Genomic DNA, 21,774 nt, shown 5'->3' on the forward strand with positions numbered 1-21,774 from the left:
AGAGCCCGGGGCGGCGACAAACGCTGCCGAGGCGTTCGACGGTGAAGGTGTTCGCTCGGCGCTTGGGCGATTAGCGGGGACGGACGAGGCCTGTTTCATAGGCGATGATGACGAGCTGAGCCCGGTCACGGGCCCGGAGCTTGGCGAGCAGGTGCCCGATGTGGGTTTTCACTGTGGCCAGGCTCAGTTGCAGATGCTCTGCGAGTTCTGCGTTGGAGAGGCCACGTGCGATGAGCGTGAGCACTTCGCGTTCACGTTCGGTCACCCCGTCGAGCTCGCGGGCGAACTGCTGGGAAGGCTCAGGACGGCGGGCGAACTCGGCGATCAGCCGTCTGGTGACGGTGGGGGCGAGCAGGGCCTCACCGGCGGCGACCACGCGGATGGCGGTCAGGAGGTCTGCGGGCGGTGTGTCCTTGAGGAGAAAGCCGCTCGCACCCGCGCGCAACGCCGAGTAGACGTAAGCGTCCAAGTCGAACGTGGTGAGGATGAGAACGCGGACGTCAGCGGTCTCGGGAGATCCGCAGATGCGGCGGGTGGCCTCGATTCCGTCCATCTCCGGCATCCGGACGTCCATCAGGACCACGTCCGGGAATTCCTTGGCGGCGAGCTCACAAGCCTCGGCGCCGGTCCCGGCCTCGCCCACGACCTCAAGCCCGGGAGCGGTGTCGACGAGGATGCGGAAACTCCCGCGCAACAGTGCCTGATCGTCGGCGACCAGAACGCGTACCGGGTCCCCGCTCATCCGCATTGGTGGCTCGGTCACGCTCACCTCGTCGTGGGCTCATACGGCAGGCGGGCCGACACCGCAAAGCCGCCTCCGGGACGCGGCCCTGCGCTGAAGTCGCCGCCGTACATCATCACTCGTTCGCGCATGCCGATCAGACCATGCCCCTCCCCCGGTCTGGGGCCTCCGGGCAGGACGCGCGTCCCAGGGCCGTCGTCGGTCACCGTGATCCATACCTCGTGCTCGTCCGCCCACACGGAGACCTGGCAGCGCGCCGGGGCAGCATGCTTCACGACGTTCGTCAGCGCCTCTTGAACGATGCGATACACCGAAAGCGCCACTCCTTCGGGAAGTGCTTGGGCGTGGAGATCGAGCTCGACCCGTACGCCGGCCATGGCCGCACGATCCACGAGGCCCGGCAGTGCGGCGAGGCCAGGCGCTGGGGCCAGCGGCACGTCCTGCCAAAACTCAGAACTCGGTCCGGCCAAGCCTGCTTGGAATGGGCTTGTGTCAGCAGACCGTGGCGGCCGCAGGATTCCTGGCTCAGGCGTGGCCAAGTTTTGTGTCGAGGATTCATCGCGCTTCGGAGCGCGTCTCCTGCCGCGCCTGGCTTTGGCGCCAATGCCTGGATTGGATCCGGCTGCGGGCGCCGCGGCCTTATTGCGGTCGCCTGCGGGGGTGGCAGCTCCCTCACGATCGGTCGTACGGGACGCGGGCTCCTGGCCGTCGGCCGTAAGGAACGCGGCTCTCTGGTCGGCCACCGAGGTCGCGGGCTTATTGCGGTCGGCTGCAGGGGTGGCGGCTTCCTCACGGGGAGACGCCAGAGACGCTGATCGCTCACGGTCGGCTACCGAAGCCGCAGGGCCCTCGCCGTCTGCCGCGGGGAACGCGGGCCCCTCACTACCGGACGGAGTGGACACTGATCGCTCACGGTCGGCTACCGAAGCCGCGGGGCCCTGACTGTCAGCTGCCGAACGCTCGGGGTCCTCTCCATCGGCTGGTCCGAGCGTGGGACCCGGGCCGTCGGTCGCGGAAGGCGCGAGCCCCTCGCGGTCGGCCGCCGGGGTTGCGGATTGCGTGCGGTCGGTCGTGGGGGGCGGGGCGCCCTCGCGGTTGGCTGCTGGGGTTGCGGGTTTCTTGCGGTCGGTTGTGGGGGGTGGGGGGCTCTCGTGGTCGGCTGGGGGCGTGGGTTTCTTGCGGTTGGGCGTGGGGGGGTTGCGGTTGGTCGGTCTTGTCTGGTTCCGGGTGGGGGGTGGGGACGCGGGGGTGAGTGGGGGGTGGGCGGGTGCTCCGGCTTGGGGGAAGCCGTAGTCCGTGCCGGTACGGAGGACGCCCAGGAGCTGGCGCATTTCGGTGAGGGCCGTCCGGCCGGTGGCCTCGATGACGCGGAGGGCATCGCGGGCCTCTTCTGGGCGCGCCTCTGCCACGTGGTTGGCCACGCCGGCCTTGACCACGATGAGGCTCATGCTGTGCGCGACGACGTCGTGAAGTTCGCGCGCGATGCGGATGCGTTCGTCGGTCACGGCGCGATCGGCCAGCTGGGCGGCCGAGTGTCGCGCGTAGGCCCGGCGCTCGCGGAGTGCGCGGCCGAGCGTCCAGGCGCCGCCCAGGGCGGCGAAAGCCATGATCGCGGTGCCGAAGAGCTCGGCGGTCCAGCCACGGGGCCCGAACGACGCTCCGAACACCAGGAACACGACGCTCAGCACACCGATCGTCGAGGTCGGTATCCAGCGGCGGCGCGGCTGGGTGAGGGCCACCAGGTAGAGCGCGAAGGCCGGTGCCAAGAACCAGCCGCCGGGCATGCCCAGGACGATCGACAGCACCGACATCGTGAGCGTCACGCCGAAGACCGGCGCGGGCCAGAGCCGCCGGACGGCCAGCGGCAGCCCGCTCAAAGCGACGATCAGGCACTCCAACGGCAGCGGCAAGGCGGCCGGGCCCTTCCGGGCGGTGAAGCCCATCAGCACGAACGTGTACGCCAGCGCCGCCATGGCGTCCAGCCCCATCAGCCGCCGCCGGTCGAGGCGGCGCACGACGAAGGAGCGCAACTCGGGTTCGTCCACGGATCCGACGGTATCCGCCCAGGTCCGGAGCCGCCTCCAGCCGGGGGACGTCATACCTGGGTCTGAGCCGCCCGTGCCGGCTGCCGCCACCTCCGACCAAGGGCCGAACGCTCGTTCCCGCCCCGGCTCCGATGTGCCGGGACGCCCCGTACACCACGGTTGAACGCGTGATCGAAGTACACGAGCTGACCAAGCGCTACGGCCGGACCCTGGCGGTCGACGGGCTTTCCTTCCAGGTCAAACCGGGGTCCGTGACGGGCTTCCTCGGGCCGAACGGCGCGGGCAAATCCACCACGATGCGGATCCTGCTGGGCCTCGACGCCGCCTCGTCGGGCAAGGTGCTGATCAACGGAGAGCGCTATGCCACGCTGCGGCGTCCCATGCACGAGGTGGGCGCGTTGCTGGACGCGAACGCCCTGCACGGCGGAAGATCCGCGTTCGACCATCTCAGGTGCCTGGCGCGGAGCAACCGGATCGGCACGCGCCGGGTGGCGGAGGTGCTGGAGCAGGTGGGCCTGGCCGGTGTCGCCCGCAAGCAGGCCGGGGGCTTCTCGCTGGGGATGAAGCAGCGTCTGGGAATCGCGGCGGCGCTTCTCGGTGATCCGGGCGTGCTGATGTTCGACGAGCCGGTGAACGGCCTGGATCCGGACGGGGTCCGCTGGATCCGCGAGCTGATGCGGTCCCTGGCCGCCGAAGGCCGCACCGTGCTGATCTCCAGCCATCTGATGAGCGAGATGGAGCTCACCGCCGACCGCCTGGTCATCGTCGGCCGGGGGCGCCTCATCGCCGACACCTCCGTCCGCGAGCTCGCCGACCGCTTCCGCCGAGGCGTGACCGTACGTTCGCCAAGGGCGGCGGACCTCACCGCGGCGCTCGCGGCCGCCGGGGCGACCGTGGACCTTGCCGCCTCCGGCGCCCTCTCTGTGCAGGGCCTCGCGGTGGACGAGATCGGCGACCTGGCCGCTGAGCGTGGAATCCCGCTGTACGAGGTCACCCCGCACACCGCCACGCTGGAAGAGGCGTATATGGAACTGACCTCCGGCAGCGTCGAGTATCACGCGAAGGGCGCTTCCCTATGACCGACGTACTTTTCGCTGAATGGCTCAAGCTCCGGTCGGCGCGTTCTACGCAATGGGTGCTCGCGACAGTCGCGGGCTTCGTCGTACTGTGCGCGGTCTGGTCGTTCTACATCGCGAACTACTGGGACGGGTTGTCGCCTCAGCGGCAGGGCGAACTCCAGGCGGCGCCTGCGGAATATCCCCTGGTGCTCACCCTGCCGCTCTGCATGGCGGTGCTCGGCGTTCTCGCCATCACGTCCGAGTACGCGACGGGCCTGATCCGGTCCAGCCTGGCGGCCGTGCCGCGGCGTGGCGTTCTCTTCGCAGGCAAGGCGGTCGCCGTCGGCGCGGTGGCTTCGACGACCGGGCTCCTCAGCCTCGGCGTCGCGTTCGCGCTCGGCCGCCTCATCGTCGGCGACAGGGCGATCGCCGACTTCCGCACACCCGTGTCGGACGAGCTGCCGTGGCTGCTCAGCCTGGCACTCTCGGCAGTCGTGATCGCGCTGGTCGGGCTCGGCCTCGGCACCGCGATGCGCTCCACCGCGGGGGCCGTGACGAGTCTCTGCGTGCTCATCTTCGTCCTGCCAGGCCTGGCGCAGCTCCTGCCGTCACCTTGGAACGAGCGCTTCGCCGCGATTCTGCCGTCCAACCTGACCAAGCAGATCGCGGGCAATATCGACGATGCGGTCCTGGGACCCGTGCCCGCGCTGGTGGTGCTGCTGGCGTACGCGGTGATCGCTTTGGCCGCCGGGCTCGTCGTTCTCGTACGGAGGGATTCGTGATGAAGGACGTCTTCGCGGCGGAGTGGCTCAAGCTGCGGACAGCACGTTCCACGTACTTCACCCTCGTGGTCCCGGTCGGATTCGTGGTCATGGGGGCGGCCCTCGCGTTCTACTCGGCGAACATGTGGGACAGCCTCACCGTCGAGGATCGAGCTCACTTCGCCCTCTCGTCCCTGGCCACGCTGAACGCCGACGTCACCGGACTCTGCCTGGCGATCCTCGGCGTCCTCGCCGTGACCGGCGAATACCGGACGGGGATGATCCGCACGACGCTGACCGTCGTCCCCCGGCGGAGCCTGCTGCTCTTCGCGAAGGCCGGTGTGATCGGAGGGGTCGCCCTGCTGGCGGGGCTCGCCGTCACCTTTGTGACGTTCTTCACAGTCAAGCTGATCATTGGCGATCGGCCGATCAGGGGCCAGCCGACCGGCGTGGTCGCCGAACTCCCCGAGCTGGTCTCGCGAGGCGCGGCGGTGACCGTCTACGCGCTCCTCGGCCTCGGCCTCGCCGTGATCCTGCGGTCGACGGCCGGAGCGATCGCCTCGGTCTTCGCGCTCTGGTACGTGGTCCCGATCATCATCGCGAACGTCCCCGCGCCGTGGAACGAACGGCTGGGCTCGTTCATGCTGGGCGGCCTGCCGGACCAGGTGATCGGCGGCGACAACGAGAACTCGATCTACGGCTCGATCCTGCCGCCGCCCGTCGCGCTGCTCGTTCTACTCGCGTACGCGGCGATCCCGCTCGCAGCCGCCGCCTTCCTGCTCAACCGCCGCGACGCCTAGAAAACGAGACGCCGACAACCTTCTCCGCAGACCGCACGCCTCACAATCCCGCAGGCCGCGCACCTCGCAGCCCCTGCGGGCCGCACGCCTCGTAACCCTGTGGGCCGCGCACCTCGCAGCCCCTGCGGGCCGCACGTCTTGCAAAGCTGTGGGCCGCGCACCTCGCAACCCTGCGGACCACGCACCTCACAACCCTGCGGGCCGCGCACCTCGCAACCCCTGCGGACCGCACGCCTTGCAAACCCGCGGACCACACGCCTTGCAAACCCGCGGACCGCACGCCTTGCAAACCTGCGGACCGCGCACCGTGAACGGCGCGCCTCACGACGAGGCGCGCCGTTCGGGGTGGGGCAAGCCGGCTCGTCCGGGACGTGGTGGTTCCGTAGGCATGGTGGCCGGTGTGGGACGTGCCGTTGCTCGGACGCGCTGGGCCGCGTGGGTCAGCCTGCGCGTAGGTAGGCGGCGCGCAGGGCTAGACGGTCTCGTAGGAGCTGGATGGATTCGGACAGGTCCGGTGCGGCGGCCTGGGCGCGCAGGCGCCGGCCGTTCACGTCGACGACGGCTTGGGCCAGGGCCGGGCGAGGCAGGGACGGGTCGTCGACGACGCTCAAGGTCACCTGAATCGCCGTGACCACTTCTGGGGCCTCGGACAGCGCCGCCTGGACGGCATCAGTGGCGGCCTCACGATCCGCATCGGATACGTCACCCGAAGTCAGAAAACGGACCTCGGGGAGCTCACCGATGTTCGAGTGCATGATTTCCCCTTGATACGCGGTGGTCATCTTGAACGGACCGCGCGCCACGTGCGGCACACCGGTCCCAATGATTAAGACTTCGCAGCGATTCCCAACGTTCACACGGCCGGACGAGAGCTTCATCACCTGATGGGAGAGGGCGCGGACGTCCTAGCGGTAGATCATCCGACCGGATGCCTCACAGCGCGTGAACCCCGTCCGCACAGGGGTTGGCGCCTCCGGCATGCGCGAGTCCGGTCGCGAGCAGTGGCTATCGGAGGAGGCCAAGGCGCCAATGACTCCAAAGAGCGACGGAGCGTTCTCAATGCGGAGAGATCCGGGCCGCGTACTGCCGCAACGCGCAGATTAGGCGTACGGTTGCGTGGTCATCGGCTCCGGAAATGTGACCACCCGGTCGTTCGAGCCTGCGGCCCATAACGGCCCGACAAGGCCCATACCACGGATGCATGAAGGCGCCGAGAGCAATTTTTTCATTCTTCCCAAAAACAGGTTCTGATCCTCTACGATGGGGCCGTTCCTCCGCTTGTGCGGGCCCGTCGACTGGCTGGGTGACCCTTTGCCCCAGGACGCAGCTGCCAACCCCCCTCAGGCCGAGGGCGACATCGAGACCGGTCAATTGATCGACTATCCACGTCGTGGCGGCCCGACCGTACTGCGCATCCTCCTGGGCTCGCAGCTTCGCAGACTGCGTGAGTCGCGTGGCATCTCCACCGAACAGGCCGGCTACGAGATCCGCGGCTCGCACTCCAAGATCAGCCGGATGGAACTGGGCAGGGTCGGCTTCAAGGAACGCGACATCGCCGATCTCCTGACCCTGTACGGGGTCGACGACCCGGCGGAGCGCACCTCGCTCCTGGACCTCGCCCGCGAGGCCAACACGCCCGGCTGGTGGCACCGCTACGGCGACATCCTCCCCAGCTGGTTCGAGGTCTACCTCGGCCTGGAAGAGGCCGCCTCCCTCATCCGCACCTACGAGGTCCAGTTCGTGCCCGGTCTGCTGCAGACCGCCGACTACGCCCGCGCGGTCGTGCGGCTGGGCTTCCCCGAGGCCTCCGACGACGACGTCGAGCGTCGCGTCCGGGTCCGGATGACCCGCCAGGAACGCTTCACCTCGCCCGGCGCCCCGATGCTCTGGGCCGTCCTCGACGAGGCCGTGCTGCGCCGGCCCCTCGGCGGCAGCGACGTGATGCGCGCCCAGATCGAGCACCTGGTCTCGATGGCCGAGCTGCCCAACGTGACACTTCAGGTGGTCCCGTTCGGCGCCGGGGGCCACGCGGCCGCCGGCGGCCCCTTCACCATCCTGCGGTTCGCCGAGCCCGGCCTGTCCGACGTCGTCTACCTGGAGCAGCTCACCAGCGCGCTCTACCTGGACAAACCGGCCGACGTCGACCTCTACATGAAGGCCATGAACAACACCTGCATCACGGCCGTCCGGCCCGACGACACCGTGAGCATCCTCACGGACATCCTCGCCCAAACCTGACGCGCCGGCCCGCTACCCGAAGCCGCTCAGGGCCACCGCCTTCCCAGCCACCGCACGCGTCCAGCAATACGCCTGATGGTTTCGTGTGTCCGGTAGTTCACGCGTGCGGGGCTCTCTATCTGATCGCCCAGATGGGGTTCACAGGGGCGGTGACTCGCGCGGGCTGGTGTTCGATCAGGCGGTGGCTCGTGTGGCCTGGGGGCTGGTGGGCTGGGTGGGCGGCTTGGGGCTGTCAGGGGGGTGTTATCACCGGGGTGGGGCGGCTGCGGCTGGTGCCTCGGAATTCGGCGATGACGGCGGCGTCGGCGGGGCGGCGGACGGTCACGTCGTAGATGCCGCTGCGGCCGAAGCGGGTGCGTTCGACGGCGTGGGCCTCCAGCACGTCGCCGCCATACGCCGGTGCCACGAAGACCACGTCCGCGGCAGCGGCCACGGTCACCACGTCATAGGTATTGCACGCGTAGGCGAAAGCGGTGTCGGCCAGCAGGAAGAGATAGCCGCCATGAACGACGCCGTGACCGTTCACCATCGTCTCTGTGACCGTCATGCGCGCGCGTGCCCGGCCCGGCTCCACGCCGTCGATCTCGATGCCCAGCCGTTGTGCCGCGGTGTCGCGTTCGTACATCGCCTCGGCGCACCGCCGCGCCACCTCCGCCGCGTCGCTCATCCGCCCAGCGTATTGATCAATGGCGAAGTGGGAAGGACCCTTCGCGCATCCGTATTCCGGCATGGAAGCCGTGCCGAACGCAATGAGGAGTTCAGCGATGTTGTTCGGAAAAGAGCACGTCAAGCGTTACCAGGAGACCGACGGCGCCGAGGGGCACGACTGGCAGGGCACCACGACCCTCCTGCTCACGACCACCGGGCGGCGCAGTGGCGAGGAGCGCACCACGCCCCTGATCTACCAGAAGAACGGCGACGACCATCTCGTCGTGGCGTCCAACGGCGGCGCGGACCAGCCACCGGCCTGGTACCTGAACATCCAGGCGGACCCCGAGGTGAAGGTCCAGGTGAAGGGTGACACGTTCACCGCGCGGGCGCGTGCGGCGACGCCTGAGGAAAAGCCCGCGCTCTGGAAGAAGATGGCGGCCGTCTGGCCCGACTACGACAACTACCAAAAGAAGACCGACCGGGAGATTCCAGTCGTCATCCTCGAGCGCACCAGCTGATCGAAGAACACGCCACCGCACGCATATTCGACAGTGCGGCAGTGTCCTCGGCATGGTTCGCTTTCGCCAGGCCCGCAAGGGCGTGTACCGTCGGGCTGAGAACATTCGTTCGATCAGCTGAGGTGCCGAGGTGCCGACGTCACAGAACGACACCGCCGCTCCCCCGCCCCGCCTCCTGAAGCGCTGGGACATCGGGGACGCCGAGCCGCCGGTACCGGCGGGCGACGGCCGGTGCTGGCGGGTCGACACCGCGGACGGCTCGTACTTCCTGCGGGAGTACGCGGCGTACGACCGGCGCGCTCTGCTCTTCCGGCACACGATGACCACCGCGCTCGACGCGGCGGGCCTGCCGGTGCTCGCTCCCGTGCCCACCCGCGCCGGTCGCACGCTGGTGACCTCGGGCGGCTGCGGATACGTGCTGCACCCGTGGGTGTCCGGACGCCGGCGGGGCGGCCTGGAGCTGACGTTCGGGCAGTGCGAGCTCCTCGGTGGGCTGCTCGGCGGCCTGCACGCCGAGCTCGACCGGCGGACCACGCCCGTCCAGCAGAGCATGCTGATCCCCACGCCGTGCGCCGCGGACGCCGTGGCGGCCGTCGATCAGATGCTCGACGCGCTGCCGGGCGAGGGGAACGACTTCGACGCCCTCACCGAACGCCGCCTGCGTGAGCGCCGCGCCCTTCTGGCCGAGCTGGCCGACCACCAGCCGCCCGAGATGGAGGTCACCACGGTCGGCCACCTGCACGGCGCCTTCCACGAAGGCAACCTCCGCTACGGCGGCTCGGGCAACGTGACCGCCGTCCTGGGCTGGGACTCGCTGACCACAGGCCCGGTGGCGGGCGAGGTCGTGCGCGCGGCCGCCCGGCTGTTCGCCGCCGAGGACGAGCGCGGCCTCGACCTCGATCGCGTACGGGCCTTCATCCGCGGGCACCGGGCCGCCTTCCCGCTCGACGCCGGTCAGATCCAGTCCGCCGTCCACCGGGAGTGGTGGGAACGCCTGTGCGACGTCGGGCCGCTGCGGCACCGCTACCTGGACCACGACCGTCCGATCGGACGCGGCCTCCCCGCCCCTGACGCGGGCTTGGTCACTTGGTGGTCCGCCAACCTTGAGCTCACGCTCGACCTGTTCGCGACGCCCTACACCGAACTCCCCTCCGAAAGCCCCGCCTACGGCTGAGCAACCTCGGGTCAGCGGAGGGCCTGGGCCGCCCCCGGCTCAGCCGCGGCTTGGGTCTACCCCGGGTCAGCGGAGGGCTTGGGTCAGGGTGTGCAGGATTTCGCCGGCTTCTCGGCGGGCCCGGGGACGGTCGGTGGCGGCGCCGATGGCGAGGGCGGCCTCGATGAGGGCCCCGAACAGGATGCCGGAGAGCATGCCCGTGGAGCGGCGGCGGATGAGGCCGGCGTCCACCAGGGCCTCGACCTGCGCGCGGATCAGGCCGAGGGCGTGGCGTTCCTCGATTTCGCGCCAGCGGGCCCAGCCGAGGGCGATGGGCGCTTGACGCAGAGCCAGCTCCTGCGTGCGCGGTTCGAGACAGAGGTCCAGGTAGGCGTCGATCCCGGCGAGGGCCTGGCTCCAGGGGTCGGCCTGCGCGGCGACGGCGGCGACCACCTTTTCGACGATGCCGAGTTCGACCTCTTCGAAGACTGCCTCGAAGAGGTCCTGCTTGCTGCGGAAATGGTGGTAGAGGGCGCCGCGGGTGACGCGGGCCTCGCGGACGACGTCCTCGATCGAGGTGGCGGCGTAGCCGCGTTCGGCGAACAGGTCGGCGCCCGCGTCGAGGAGGGCCCGGCGGGTCGCCTCGGCGTACTCCTCGCGGCGGCTCTTGACGGATGGCACGGGACCAGCGTATTCACATACTACGGTTATGTTAGATACTGCGAGTATGAGAGGAGCTCCGCATGCCACGGAACACTGCGCTCGGTGAGGCTCGCGAGGTACGGCTTCCGCAGGGCGTCATCCGCTATCGGGTCACCGGGCCGGAGGACGGTCCGGTACTGGTGTTCGTCCACGGCTTCCTGGTGAACGGGGATCTGTGGCGGAAGGTCGTCCCCGCGCTGGCCGGCACCTATCGATGCGTCACCCCCGACTGGCCCGCGGGTTCGCACGAGGTGCCCGTGAGGCGGCCGGCCGACTTCTCGCTGCCCGCGATGGCCCAGGTGGTGGCCGACTTCCTGGCCGCGCTCGAGCTGCGCGACGTCACGCTGATCGGGAACGACTCGGGCGGCGCGGTCGTCCAGCGCACGGCGGTCGACCATCCCGGACGCCTCGCGCGCATCGTGCTGACGCCGTGCGACGCCTTCGACATCTTCCCGCCCAGCCCGTTCGGGCTCGTCGTCGCGTCCGCGCACGTGCCGGGGATGGCCTGGCTGTCGCTGCGGGCGCTCAAGGTCCGCGCGCTCCGGCGCCTGCCGGTCACGTACGGGTGGTTCGCGAAGTATCCGATCGACGACGCGGCGATCCGCTCGTACATCGAACCCGGCCTGCGCAGCCCGGGCGTACGGCGGGACATCCGGGACCTGCTGCTGGCCCTCGACCCCGCGTGGACGCGCAACACAGCGGAACGCCTGCACGAGTTCACCGGCCCTGCCCTGGTCGTGCGGGCGGAGGACGACCGGTTCTTCCCCGCCGAGGACGGCCGGCGCCTGGCCAAGCTCCTGCCGGACGCGCGTCTGGTCACGATCTCCGACTGCTACACGGCCATCCCCGAAGACCGTCCCGGCGAACTCGCCGCTGTGATCGGCGACTTCCTGGCGGAAACGGCATCTCCACGGCTCGCAGAGGGGAGGCTGGTGTGACCACTCGAACGAGGAAGTGAGAGCTCATGCCGACCGTCGCGCTGCTCGGGACCGGGATCATGGGGGCCGCGATGGCCCGCAACCTCCTCAAGGAGGGCCTCGCCGTCAACGTCTGGAACCGCACGAGGGCCAAGGCCGAGCCGCTCTCCGCCGACGGGGCGGTCGTGGCCGGGTCACCCGCCGAGGCCGTCGAGGGCGCGGACGTCATCATCACGGTGCTGAACGACGGGGACGGTGTCCTGGCGGCCATGGAGTCGGCCGCGCCGGGCCTCCGTTCCGGACAGATCTGGGCGCAGATGAGCACGGTCGGCCTGGCGGCGTTGGACCCTCTGGCGGCGCTGGCGTCCGAGCACGGGCTGACGTTCGTGGACGCCCCCGTCCAAGGGACCAAGCAGCCCGCCGAGGAGGGGCAACTGGTCATCCTGGCGGCGGGCCCCGAGGCGGTGCGTCCCGCGCTGGAGCCGGTGTTCGGTGCGATGGGCAAGAAGACGTTGTGGCTGGGCTCCGACGGCGCGGAGGGAGCTGCCACCCGGCTCAAGCTTGCCGGGGTCAACTACGCCATAGCCACGACGTCGATCATCGGCGAGTCGATCGCGCTGACCAAGGCCCTGGGGCTCGACCCGGCGCTCTTCGGCGAAGTCGTCACCGGCGGGCCGCTCGACAGCCCCTACCTGCAGGCGAAACTGAAGGCGATCCTGTCGGACGACCTCACGCCGAGCTTCACCGTCCGCAACGCCGAGAAGGACACGCGGCTCATCACCGAGGCGGCCATCAAGGCGGGCGTCCGGCTGGACATGACCGAAGCGGCGGGCGAACGCTTCCGCCGCGCGCTCACCCTGGGCCATGGCGACGAAGACATGGCCGCGAGCTACTTCGCGAGCTTCCCGTCCGAAAGCCCCTGGAACGCTCAGCCCTAGAGCGCTCAGCCCTAGAGCGCAGCCCTAAGAAGAGCACCCAGCCGTAAGAGCGCCCGGCAGTGAGAGCCGTTGGCGGGGGTCGTCCGTCGGCGGGTTCTCAGGAGGTGTGCTCGGCCACGGGGGGCGGCGAGGACGTCAGCGGGGCGGGGAGATGGGCGGTGGCTCCGGCCACCGCCCGCAGGCCTTCGGGACCGCCCGGGCGCAGCTCGACGATCGCGCCGTTCGGCACGATGCAGGTCGCGGTGAACGTGCGGAACGCGCGCATGGCTGCGGCGTCCGGGGCCACGATGCCCGTGAAGAGGGACCAGAGGAGCGCCCGCATGAAGATCCCGTGCGTGAAGACCGCGATGAGTTCCTGCTCGGGGCGTTCGGCCAGGCGGGTCACGCACGCACGAGCCCGCATGATCAGGTCGTGGAAGGACTCGCCGCCACCGCCGTTGACGTAGCCGGGATCGGAACGGTCCCAATAGGCCTCGGCGAACGGACGGCGGTGCGCACCCGTCGTACTGGGCCCGTGCAGGCTCCCCAGATACGTGAACTCCTGGACCGGCCACTCCTCGTAGGGCACCTCCGGGAACCGCTCGCGCGTCGGCGCGGCGGTCTCCCGCGCGCGGACGAACGAGGAGCTCACGATGAGTTCGGGCGGTTCCTGGAACGATGCGGCGACCCGTTCCGCCTGGTCCCGGCCCAGCCGGGTGAGCGGCGAGCTTCCGGGGCCGTTGGTCGGCAAGCCCGCGTTGGACTCGCTCTCGCCGTGTCTGATCAGCCATACGCGCACAGGTGACAGGCTGGCATGCCCCGGTCGCGGCCAACAAGAGAGGATGGCGGGCAGGGAGGTCACCATGGAGGTACTGAGCAGCCGGATTCTGCTGCGCCCGGACGATCCCGAGCCCAGCCGCCTTTTCTACCGCGACGTGCTGGGCCTCGCGATCTACCGGGAGTTCGGCCCGCCGGACTCACCGGGGACGGTCTTCTTCCTGGGCTCGGGGTTTCTGGAAGTCTCTGGCGGCCACTCCCCCGGCGAGGGCGGCGCGCCGATGATCTGGCTCCAGGTACGGGACGTGCGGGCCGAGCACGAACGCCTCGCCGCCGCCGGGGTCACGATCACCAGGGAACCCCGCGAGGAGCCGTGGGGACTCATCGAGATGTGGATCGAGGACCCCGCAGGGGTGCGTATCGTGCTGGTCGAGGTCCCCGAGGGCCATCCGCTGCGCCGCGACACGCGGGCACTCTAAGATCCGGCGACGAAGGAAACACGATGACGTCCGCGCCTGACACCGCGCCCGACGCGTACTGGAACCACAACACGCATTACCACCGGCTCGTGCTGAGCTCGGTGCCGCGCGGATGCGGTGAGGCCCTCGACGTGGGCTGCGGCGACGGGCTCCTCGTGCGCAGGCTCGCGCGGCGCGCCGAACACGTCACCGGCATCGACCGCGCGCCGGAGATGATCGAACGTGCCCGCACGCTGAGCGCCGGGCTGGCGAACGTCGACTTCGTCGAGGCCGACTTCCTCGCCTACGACCTGAAGCCCGAGAGCCACGACTTCGTGTGCAGTGTGGCGACCATCCACCACATGGACTTCACGGCGGCCCTCACCGCGATGTCCGGGGCGCTGCGTCCCGGCGGCAGCCTGATGGTGATCAGCCTGGCCGGCAACGCGGGGTTGAAGGACCTGGCGTTCGGCGCGGCCGGGCTCCCGGCCCACTACCTCTACCGGGTGCGCAAGCGCCGCACGGCGGGCAACCCCGGCGCGCCGGTCGCCGACCCCGAGATGACCTGGGGCGAGGTGCGCGCCGAGGCGCAACGCCTGCTGCCCGGCGCGGTCTTCCGGCGGCATTTGCTGTGGCGTTACTCGATCGCCTGGCGCAAGCCCCGCTGACCACGGCGCCGCTCCACAGCCGCCATCCGTCCAAACGGCACGGCGGCTGGTGACCGCGCCGGCAGCGCAGGCCGCGGTGTCACATGGTGGCCTTGGCGCCGCGGTTCCGGGCGTAGACGTTCTCGACGAAGTGGGCCAGCTGCTCGTCCGGCAGGTGCTGGGCCAGGTCGGCCTCGCTGATCATGCCGACCAGGCGCTTGTTGTCGATGACCGGGACGCGGCGGATCTGGTGGCGTTCCATCATGCGCACGACCGCGTCGGCGTCGTCGGAGGCGCTGACCATGTGCAGCCGGTCCTGGCCGAACTCCCCGGCCTTGACCTTGGACGGGTCCTTGCCGTCGGCGACGCAGCCCATCACGATGTCGCGGTCGGTGATGATGCCGTGGAGCCGGTCATCGTTGCCGCAGATGGGCAGCGAGCCGACGTCGAGTTCGCGCATCTTCCGGGCGGCGTCCTGCAGGCTGGCGTCCTCACCGATGCATTCGGCGCCCTTGTGCATGATGTCGCGTGCCGTGGTCATGAGTCCCCCTCGTGGCCGATCTCCGTATCGTTCCGACAATTACCCACGACGCGGATCTCTAGGGCAAAAGCCGCGTCACGGAACGGCCCGGTCAGGCAAAGCCTCGTGACTCCCGGGCCACGCGGTAAAGCTGGAAATTACTGGAACTGTCGGGAAGCTGCGCTACTGTCTCGGCCATGTCCACCGCTCCCGATGTGCCGCCGGCCGAGGCGACCGACGCGCTGGAGGCCCGCATCGGGGAGCTGCGCGCGGCGGTGCGGCGCGCGATCGCGGACGGCGACCGGCAGGCCGCGCGGGTGCTGCGCGGTGAGCTGCGGCGGGCGGAAGAATCCTGGGACGAGGCGGTCCTGGGCTCCAGCGACCAAGGCCCGGCGGAAAGTGCCCAACGCGCCCTCGTGCCGGTCCGTGACCAGGTCCACCAGGCGCTCACGCTCCTCGGCGCGCCCGCCGCGCCCAAACTGATCGGTTCGGTGTACGCGGCGTTCTTCCCGGGCGAGATCCCCGGCGCCCGGCTGACGAGCCTGCGCCGCGACGAGGAACGCTCGTTCCGGACGGCTCCGTACGCGCGGCCCTTCTATCTCTGCGCCGCGCTGACCGCTGACCTGCTCGCCCCGGCCCGCGGCCTGCTCACCGTGAGCACCTGGCCACCGGCACGTCGGATCGTCGGACCGCTCAGTGCCCGCACCGACTTCCTCATCGCCGGCATCCGGATCGCCGAGCACGCGGAACGCCTCGCCGAGCAGCCTGGACGCGGTGCGGACGATGCCGGCGTGCAGCGGCTCCTGTGGCGTTTCGCGGCCAACATTCCCGGTGCGACGGCCGGGTCGGTCGGTACAGTCGATCCGGCGGTGCTGGCCGAGGCCGCCCGGGCGGAGCTGGACGTCCACCGGGAGGCCGACCGCCGGCAGCGGGAGCGGGCCGCCGAGCGCGCCCTGGCCCAGCTCGACGACGCCGGCCGGTTGTTCGGCAGCCGCCTGCACGCCCTGCGCCGCGCCGGCAGCGGCGGCGCCACCGACGGAGAGAACGAGGGATGACGCACGACAGCGCCCTGGACCGCCTGCGCGGCGGCGCCGAGCCCCGCAACCACGACGCCCGGACGATCGCGGCGCTCACCGCCAACCCCGGTTGCGCGCGGCGCGGCATCATGGACGCCGCGGGAGTGGACAAGGACGCCGTCGCCCGCCGGCTGGGCTTCCCGGCCCCGTTCGGCCAGTCGCAGTTCGCCATCACCCGGGGCAACGCGTTCGAGGCCCAGGTCAAGGCCGACGGCTGCGCCGAGTTGCTCACGCTGCTCCGCGACCGCCTCGGCCTGGACGTGCCGGAGGTCGCCTATGACGACCTTGAGGTGGTCGCGGGCAACGAGAGCCGCGAGCTCCGGCACGCCCGTACCCGGCGGTTGCTCGAACGGGCGCTGAGCAGCGGCGAGGGCACGCTGTTCGACCATCCGCTGCTGCGTCTCGACATCGCCGGGCAGCCCGCCTACCTGGAGCCCGACGTCATCGCGTTCCAGCTGCGCGGCCTCTTCCACATCATCGAGATCAAGTCGTTCGCGGTCATCGACGGGCAGGCCGAGCCCGAGCAGGTCGCGGCCGCCGCCCGGCAGTCCGCGGTGTACGTGCTCGCGCTGCGCCGGCTGCTGGCCGAGCTGGGCGCCCCCGCCGGACGCGTGTCGCACGAGGTGTTCCTCGTCTGCCCGGAGAACTTCTCCAACCGGCCCGCCGCGACGCCGCTCGACGTCCGCCCGCAGCTGGCCGTCCTCGAACGCCAGCTGGCCCGGCTGACCCGCGTCGAGCAGCTCCTCGGCGATCTGCCCGAGGAGCTGTCGTTCGCCCTGGAGGCCGCGGAGCTGCCGGACGCCGTGCGCACGGTCGAGGCGCGGTACGCGCCCGAGTGCATGGCCAGCTGCGAGATGGCGTTCTTCTGCCGGGACGAGGCGCGCGCGTGCGGCGCCACCGGCGTGCTCGGCAAGGCGGTCCGGGACGATCTGGGCGGCGTCGACTCGATCGGCACCGCGCTCGCCCTCGCCGGCGGTTCGCTCGACCCGTCGCCCGACCTCGCCGAGACCGCCGAGCGGCTCCGCACCGCCGCCCGCCTGCGCCGCGAGGCGCTCACCCCATGAGCGTGCTCACCTCGCTGGCTCAGCTGGAGGCCGTCGACAGCGGCCGCGCCCAGCCGCTGGCCACCGTGCGGCACTGCCATCTCGCCGCCGAGCCGCTGGTCATGGTGCCGCTCAAGCTCGCCGGTGAGGCGGCCGCGCCGCTCGCGGTCATGCTCGGCACGGCGCGGGACGAGCCGACGCTGCTCGTGGTCCCGCAGCCGCGCAACCGCGATCTGCGGTTCGGGTTCGCCGCCGACCTGGCCAAGCTCGTGCTGGACTACGTCGAGTCGAGCCGCGGCGCGACCGAGGACCTCCCGCCCGGCAAGGACGGCGAGGAACGCGTCCGGTACGGAGGCGCGCCGCAGATCCTGCTGCCCAACCGCGCCGGGGTCGGGTTCCTGCGGATGCTGGGACGGTCGACACGGTTCCGGCGCACCGACGGGCCGTACGCGGTCGATCCGTCGGTGCCGCGGCTCGGGCGCTGGCTGACGTGGTTCGCCGACCGGCACGACAAGCCGGGCGCGTGCCTGCTCATGACGATGACCGAGACGCTGCGGCTGCACTGGGCCACCGGCCAGAGCTCCCTGGAGGACGGCAACCTGGCCGCGCTGCTCGGCTGGATCGATCCGCCGGACGGCCTCGACGGGCCCGCGGCCGCCGCCCGCGCCGAAGACCCGGTGACCTGCCCGCCCGCCGGGCCGGCCACCGATCCCACCTTCGACAACGAGGTGCTCGCGCCCGCGATCGCCGCCTACGACCAGTCGGGCGACGACCGCGCCGAGGAGCGCGTCCGCTCGGTCCTGGACGGCCAGCTCAGGCCGACGTGGGAGCTGATGTGGGACGCGATCGCCCTGCTGCGTGCCCTGCCCGAGGGCGCCAGCGTCGCGGCCCGCTGGGAACGCGACCGCGACTCGTTCACCTGGTACCACTCGACGTTCGACGAAGGCCACCCGCAGGCCCGCCGCGACCCCGCCGTCCGGGCAGCGCGCCGCCTGCACGACCTCGAACGCGCGCAGGACGCCTACGACGCGCAGCGGGCGTTCGACGACCCCCTGGTCATGGCCGAGCACCGGCTGGCGGGCCAGGCGTTCGGCGGGATCGTGACCGAAAGCGACCCGACCCGGCTGGACGAGGCGGGCAAGCGTCCCAAGCTCCGCCCGCACGTCCGCGTCGCGACCGACGACCCGCTCCAACTGGACGTCGGCACGACCGTCTGCGACGCGGCGCGGCCCGCGCTCAAGGGGAAGATCGTCGAGATCGGCGCGGCGGGCGGCGTGCTGCTGGAACTGACGGGCGGCATGGGCCGCAAGCTGGTGCCCGAGCCCGGCGTCGTGCCGGAGCCGGGTCAACGGGTGTGCTTCACCTCGCTCGGCGCGGGGTCGTGGGGCGCGGCGAAGTTCCCCGAACGGGAGGACACGCCGTGGACGCACGGCGGGCCGCCCGAGGAGTACGTGCCGACGGACGAGGACGCGGCGGAGGAATGGTCATGAGCGATACGACGATCACGAGGACCCCGGTGCCCCTGACCCTGGTGCCCGCGGACCCGGCGGCCCCGAACTCGGCTCCCGCGAAGGCGACGCCCGCGGACGTCGAGCCGTCCGTCGCGGCGGGCCGGGTCGTCGACGCCGTCCTCGCCGACCTGGACGGCGGCCACCGCGGCGTGGTGGTCGACTCGCCGCCGGGCGCGGGCAAGTCCACGCTGGTCGTCCGCGCCGCCGCGCATCTGGCCGCCGCCGGTGAGCGCCTGATGATCGTGGCGCAGACCAACGAGCAGGTCGACGACCTGATCGAGCGGATCGCGGGCAAGCACCCGGACGTGACCCTCGGCCGCCTGTCGGCCTCGACCTACGTGCCGTCCCCGCGTGTGACGGCCCACGCGTCGGTGCGCGTCGCGACGAAGGCCGACGACCTCGCCGAGCGCACGATCGTGATCGCCACGGCGGCCAAGTGGGCGACGCTCACCGACGGCTCGTGGCCGTGGGCGATCGTGGACGAGGCGTACCAGATGCGCTCGGACATGCTGCTGCGCATCGCGGGCCGTTTCGAGCGGGCGCTGTTCGTGGGCGACCCTGGCCAGCTCGACCCGTTCTCCACGGTCGAGGTCGAACGGTGGGCCGGGCTCTCCTGGGACCCGATGCGCAGCGCCGTCTCGGTGCTGCTCGCGCACAACCCCGACCTGCCCGTGCACCGCCTGCCGGTCTCGTGGCGGCTTCCCGCGTCGGCGGCGCCGGTGGTGTCGGAGGCGTTCTACCCGTTCACCGGGTTCCGCTCGGGCACGGGGCCGGGCGACCGGCGGCTGGAGTTCGGCGCGGGCGGCATGGGCACCACCTTCGACCGCGCGCTGGACGAGGCGGCCGCCAGCGGCTGGGCCCTCTACGAGCTTCCCGCCAGGCACGCCCTCCGTACGGACGGCGAGGCGATCCAGGCCACGGCGGCCCTCGCCGTGCGGCTCCTCCAGCGCGGCGGCGTCGCGCACTCCGAGCTCGGCACGTCCCCGGTGGTGGCCGGCCGCATCGCGATCGGCGCCGCCCACCGCGACCAGGTCACCGCCATCCGCGCCGCGCTCGGCGAGCACGGCGCGGGCATCACCGTCGACACGGCCAACCGCCTGCAGGGCCGCGAGTACGACGTGACGGTCGTCCTGCATCCGCTCTCCGGCCGCCGCGACGCGACCGCGTTCCATCTGGAGTCGGGGCGGCTGTGCGTCCTCACGTCCCGGCACCGGCACGCGTGCATCGTCGTCGCGCGCGCCGGGATCCCCGAGCTCCTCGACGCGCACCCGTCGACCGAACCGGTGCGCCTCGGCGTGCCGGTCAAGTTCCCCGACGGCTGGGAGGCCAACCAGTCCGTCCTGGCCCACCTCGCCGGCCACCGCGTCCGCTCCCACCTCTGACCCCAAACGCCGCCGGGCTCGCACACAGCCGGGGCGTCTCCTAGGCGCGGGCGGCGGTGGCGGCCCAGCGGCCGTTGGCCCGCGTGATCGTCACCGGATGGTCGAAGCAGGTGCTCACCAGGTCGGTGGTGAGCACGTCGTCGGCGGGTCCGGCGGCCAGCACGGCGCCGTCGCGCAGCAGCAGCGCGTGGCTGGTGCTGGCGGGCAGCTCTTCGAGGTGATGGGTCACCAGGACGGTGGTCAGCCCCGGACGGCTCTCCCTGATCTCGTCGATGCTCGCCAGCAGCCGTTCGCGGGCGGCGAGGTCGAGGCCGGTCGCGGGCTCGTCCATGAGGAGCAGCCGCGGTTCGGGCATGAGCGCCCGGGCGATCAGGGTCCGGCCGCGCTCCCCCTGGGAGAGCGTCGGCCAGCGCGCGCCGGTGATGCGGGTGAGCCCCATGAGCTCGATCAGCTCGTCGGCGCGGCGGAGTTCGCCGGACGTGGGAGTCCAGCGGGGCACGAGCTCGATGGTGCCGGTCGCGCCGGTGAGCACGATCTCCCGTACGGTGCGCGCCGACTCCAGCGGATGCCGCGGGTTGACCTGACCGATCAGGGCGCGCAGGTCGTGCACGTTCACCCGGCCGAGCCGGTGTCCGAGGATCTCCGCCGTCCCGCGCGTCGGGTGGGTGTAGGCGCCGAGGATGCCGAGCAACGTGCTCTTGCCCGCTCCGTTCGGGCCGAGCAGTGCCCAGTGCTCCCCGGTGAGCACCGTCATCGACACCTGGTCGAGCAGGAGCCGCCGGTCACGGACGAGCTCCACCTTGTCGGCGTTGAGCACGATGTCGGTCTCGGCGGGCACGAGGGACAAGGGAACCTCCCGTTCGGGGCTCGGCACGGGGCGCGCGCGGGAGGTGGGCGGCGGCCGTCGTGGCGGCGGATCGCGGATGACGAGCGAGGCGGGCCGGGATCACCGGCGCGGCGGGCGTCAGAGAAGGATCTTCACGGTAGCGGAACGCCCAGCAGCTCCGGCACGAGTGTGCGCAATGTCTCCTGGTCCTGGGCGCGGTCCGGCTGGTATTCGGTGATGCCGAGGCCCGCGAGCTCGAAACGTTCGGTGAGCGCGCGTACGGCGGCTCCGAGCTGCGCCGGGGTGATGCCGCCGGGCTCTGGGTAGCTGAGCGACGCGAAGGCTTCGGGGTCCAGCACGTCCAGGTCGATGTGCACGTAGACGGCCCGCGCGCCGGTGGCGGCGACCGCTTCGGCGACGCAGCCGGGGTCCTCGAACGCGTCCACGGTCACGTGCCGCATGCCGGTGTCCATGACGTACGCGCGTTCGCCCGCGTCGAGCGCCCGCACACCCGCGAGCACGACCTGCGCCGGCCGCAGCGGGCGCGCGGGAAGCAGCTCGCCGGGCCCCTCCCCCAGCAGCGTGCGCAGGATCATGCCGTGGAACGCGTGGGACGGCGACGACGCCGGGGTGTTGAGGTCCCCGTGCGCGTCGAACCAGACGACGGCGAGCGAGTCGCCGTGCCGGGCGGCCGCCGCCGACACCGGGGCGAGCTCGACGCCGCAGTCACCGCCGACGGTGACCAGCAGATCACCGTCCGCCGCCGCGATCCCCGCCCGGGTGCCCGCCGCGATCTCGACGAGGACGTCCAGGCCCCGCACCTCGCCGGTTTCCGCCCCGGCCCCGTCGGGCACGGTGATCGTGTACCGGTGACCCGCCGGTACGGCCGCCGCCAGGAGGCTCGCGCCGTCAGCGAGCCGCCGGGCACGCGCCACCGGAACGCTCGACCCCTGCCATTGCGGAACTTCGACCACCGAGATGTCCACCATCTGCCTATCTTTACCACCTGTAACCGTCCTCCCCGCGTGAGCA

General features: G+C 71.3%; 23 protein-coding genes. 14 read left to right on the forward strand and 9 right to left on the reverse strand.

The annotated features are described in order from the left end of the window. Window positions 1-70 precede the first annotated feature (70 nt). A complete protein-coding gene (locus ACGFNU_RS43505; protein ID WP_392602746.1) occupies window positions 71-742 on the reverse strand; it encodes a response regulator in 672 nt (223 codons plus the stop codon). A 23-nt stretch (window positions 743-765) separates the two neighbouring features. Further along, window positions 766-2,787 carry a histidine kinase gene (locus ACGFNU_RS43510; protein ID WP_392602524.1) on the reverse strand — a complete coding sequence of 674 codons (2,022 nt, stop codon included), beginning with the start codon at window positions 2,785-2,787 and terminating at the stop codon, window positions 766-768. 167 nt (window positions 2,788-2,954) lie between these two features. Here ACGFNU_RS43510 and ACGFNU_RS43515 point away from each other — a divergent pair, with 167 nt between their 5' ends. The 3 genes from ACGFNU_RS43515 to ACGFNU_RS43525 are packed head-to-tail and all read left to right on the forward strand — an operon-like array spanning window position 2,955 to window position 5,406. Next, entirely contained in the window at window positions 2,955-3,866 is a 912-nt protein-coding gene (locus ACGFNU_RS43515; RefSeq protein ID WP_392602525.1) for an ABC transporter ATP-binding protein, read from the forward strand. Then, complete coding sequence (locus ACGFNU_RS43520) at window positions 3,863-4,627, forward strand: ABC transporter permease (RefSeq protein WP_392602526.1); 765 nt, start codon at window positions 3,863-3,865, stop codon at window positions 4,625-4,627. Before ACGFNU_RS43515 ends, ACGFNU_RS43520 begins: the two co-directional genes overlap by 4 nt. Beyond that, on the forward strand, window positions 4,627-5,406 hold the full coding sequence (locus ACGFNU_RS43525; protein ID WP_392602527.1) for an ABC transporter permease subunit: 780 nt from the start codon (window positions 4,627-4,629) through the stop codon (window positions 5,404-5,406). The genes ACGFNU_RS43520 and ACGFNU_RS43525 overlap by 1 nt, the downstream gene beginning before the upstream one ends. Window positions 5,407-5,846: 440 nt before the next feature. Here ACGFNU_RS43525 and ACGFNU_RS43530 read toward each other — a convergent pair whose 3' ends face one another. Further along, entirely contained in the window at window positions 5,847-6,284 is a 438-nt protein-coding gene (locus ACGFNU_RS43530) for a hypothetical protein (protein ID WP_392602528.1), read from the reverse strand. 493 nt (window positions 6,285-6,777) lie between these two features. Between ACGFNU_RS43530 and ACGFNU_RS43535 the strand changes: the two genes are divergently transcribed. Further along, window positions 6,778-7,644, forward strand: a complete 867-nt coding sequence (locus ACGFNU_RS43535) for a helix-turn-helix domain-containing protein (protein WP_392602747.1) — start codon at window positions 6,778-6,780, stop codon at window positions 7,642-7,644. A 232-nt stretch (window positions 7,645-7,876) separates the two neighbouring features. On the opposite strand, the gene paaI is transcribed toward ACGFNU_RS43535, so the two are convergent. After that, window positions 7,877-8,311 carry a hydroxyphenylacetyl-CoA thioesterase PaaI gene (paaI, locus tag ACGFNU_RS43540; RefSeq protein WP_392602529.1) on the reverse strand — a complete coding sequence of 145 codons (435 nt, stop codon included), beginning with the start codon at window positions 8,309-8,311 and terminating at the stop codon, window positions 7,877-7,879. 97 nt (window positions 8,312-8,408) lie between these two features. On the opposite strand from paaI, the gene ACGFNU_RS43545 reads away from it, so the two are divergent. Next, the gene (locus ACGFNU_RS43545; protein ID WP_392602530.1) at window positions 8,409-8,813 is read left to right on the forward strand and encodes a nitroreductase family deazaflavin-dependent oxidoreductase; all 405 of its coding nucleotides are present in this window, start codon (window positions 8,409-8,411) and stop codon (window positions 8,811-8,813) included. A gap of 130 nt (window positions 8,814-8,943) precedes the next feature. Beyond that, the gene (locus ACGFNU_RS43550; protein WP_392602531.1) at window positions 8,944-9,987 is read left to right on the forward strand and encodes a phosphotransferase enzyme family protein; all 1,044 of its coding nucleotides are present in this window, start codon (window positions 8,944-8,946) and stop codon (window positions 9,985-9,987) included. A 66-nt stretch (window positions 9,988-10,053) separates the two neighbouring features. Here ACGFNU_RS43550 and ACGFNU_RS43555 read toward each other — a convergent pair whose 3' ends face one another. Beyond that, complete coding sequence (locus tag ACGFNU_RS43555; RefSeq protein ID WP_392602532.1) at window positions 10,054-10,647, reverse strand: TetR family transcriptional regulator; 594 nt, start codon at window positions 10,645-10,647, stop codon at window positions 10,054-10,056. A gap of 62 nt (window positions 10,648-10,709) precedes the next feature. Here ACGFNU_RS43555 and ACGFNU_RS43560 point away from each other — a divergent pair, with 62 nt between their 5' ends. Both ACGFNU_RS43560 and ACGFNU_RS43565 read left to right on the forward strand, forming a co-directional pair. Further along, entirely contained in the window at window positions 10,710-11,606 is an 897-nt protein-coding gene (locus ACGFNU_RS43560) for an alpha/beta fold hydrolase (protein WP_392602533.1), read from the forward strand. 26 nt (window positions 11,607-11,632) lie between these two features. Continuing rightward, window positions 11,633-12,523 carry an NAD(P)-dependent oxidoreductase gene (locus tag ACGFNU_RS43565; RefSeq protein WP_392602534.1) on the forward strand — a complete coding sequence of 297 codons (891 nt, stop codon included), beginning with the start codon at window positions 11,633-11,635 and terminating at the stop codon, window positions 12,521-12,523. Window positions 12,524-12,620: 97 nt separating this feature from the next. Here ACGFNU_RS43565 and ACGFNU_RS43570 read toward each other — a convergent pair whose 3' ends face one another. Continuing rightward, window positions 12,621-13,301, reverse strand: coding sequence for a histidine phosphatase family protein (locus ACGFNU_RS43570; protein WP_392602535.1), 681 nt, complete (start codon window positions 13,299-13,301; stop codon window positions 12,621-12,623). A 64-nt stretch (window positions 13,302-13,365) separates the two neighbouring features. On the opposite strand from ACGFNU_RS43570, the gene ACGFNU_RS43575 reads away from it, so the two are divergent. Then, a complete protein-coding gene (locus ACGFNU_RS43575) occupies window positions 13,366-13,758 on the forward strand; it encodes a VOC family protein (RefSeq protein WP_392602536.1) in 393 nt (130 codons plus the stop codon). A gap of 23 nt (window positions 13,759-13,781) precedes the next feature. Then, complete coding sequence (locus ACGFNU_RS43580) at window positions 13,782-14,405, forward strand: class I SAM-dependent methyltransferase (RefSeq protein WP_392602537.1); 624 nt, start codon at window positions 13,782-13,784, stop codon at window positions 14,403-14,405. Window positions 14,406-14,484: 79 nt separating this feature from the next. Here ACGFNU_RS43580 and ACGFNU_RS43585 read toward each other — a convergent pair whose 3' ends face one another. Next, window positions 14,485-14,925, reverse strand: coding sequence for a CBS domain-containing protein (locus tag ACGFNU_RS43585; RefSeq protein ID WP_392602538.1), 441 nt, complete (start codon window positions 14,923-14,925; stop codon window positions 14,485-14,487). A gap of 176 nt (window positions 14,926-15,101) precedes the next feature. Between ACGFNU_RS43585 and ACGFNU_RS43590 the strand changes: the two genes are divergently transcribed. From ACGFNU_RS43590 to ACGFNU_RS43605, 4 genes are read left to right on the forward strand one after another with little or no spacing between them, the layout of a single operon-like run. Beyond that, a complete protein-coding gene (locus tag ACGFNU_RS43590; RefSeq protein ID WP_392602539.1) occupies window positions 15,102-15,959 on the forward strand; it encodes a hypothetical protein in 858 nt (285 codons plus the stop codon). Beyond that, window positions 15,956-17,044 carry a hypothetical protein gene (locus ACGFNU_RS43595; protein ID WP_392602540.1) on the forward strand — a complete coding sequence of 363 codons (1,089 nt, stop codon included), beginning with the start codon at window positions 15,956-15,958 and terminating at the stop codon, window positions 17,042-17,044. Before ACGFNU_RS43590 ends, ACGFNU_RS43595 begins: the two co-directional genes overlap by 4 nt. Continuing rightward, window positions 17,041-18,513 (forward strand): hypothetical protein, encoded by a 1,473-nt coding sequence (locus ACGFNU_RS43600; protein WP_392602541.1) that lies wholly within the window; start codon window positions 17,041-17,043, stop codon window positions 18,511-18,513. Before ACGFNU_RS43595 ends, ACGFNU_RS43600 begins: the two co-directional genes overlap by 4 nt. Beyond that, complete coding sequence (locus ACGFNU_RS43605) at window positions 18,510-19,916, forward strand: AAA domain-containing protein (protein ID WP_392602542.1); 1,407 nt, start codon at window positions 18,510-18,512, stop codon at window positions 19,914-19,916. The genes ACGFNU_RS43600 and ACGFNU_RS43605 overlap by 4 nt, the downstream gene beginning before the upstream one ends. Window positions 19,917-19,956: 40 nt before the next feature. Here the strand turns inward: ACGFNU_RS43605 and ACGFNU_RS43610 are convergent, their stop codons facing one another. Then, window positions 19,957-20,763, reverse strand: coding sequence for an ABC transporter ATP-binding protein (locus ACGFNU_RS43610; RefSeq protein WP_392602543.1), 807 nt, complete (start codon window positions 20,761-20,763; stop codon window positions 19,957-19,959). Window positions 20,764-20,894: 131 nt separating this feature from the next. Further along, window positions 20,895-21,731, reverse strand: a complete 837-nt coding sequence (locus tag ACGFNU_RS43615) for an arginase family protein (protein ID WP_392602544.1) — start codon at window positions 21,729-21,731, stop codon at window positions 20,895-20,897. Window positions 21,732-21,774 lie beyond the last annotated feature (43 nt).

It is taken from the genome of Spirillospora sp. NPDC048911, from assembly GCF_043198015.1.
Classification (GTDB): Bacteria; Actinomycetota; Actinomycetes; order Streptosporangiales; family Streptosporangiaceae; genus Spirillospora.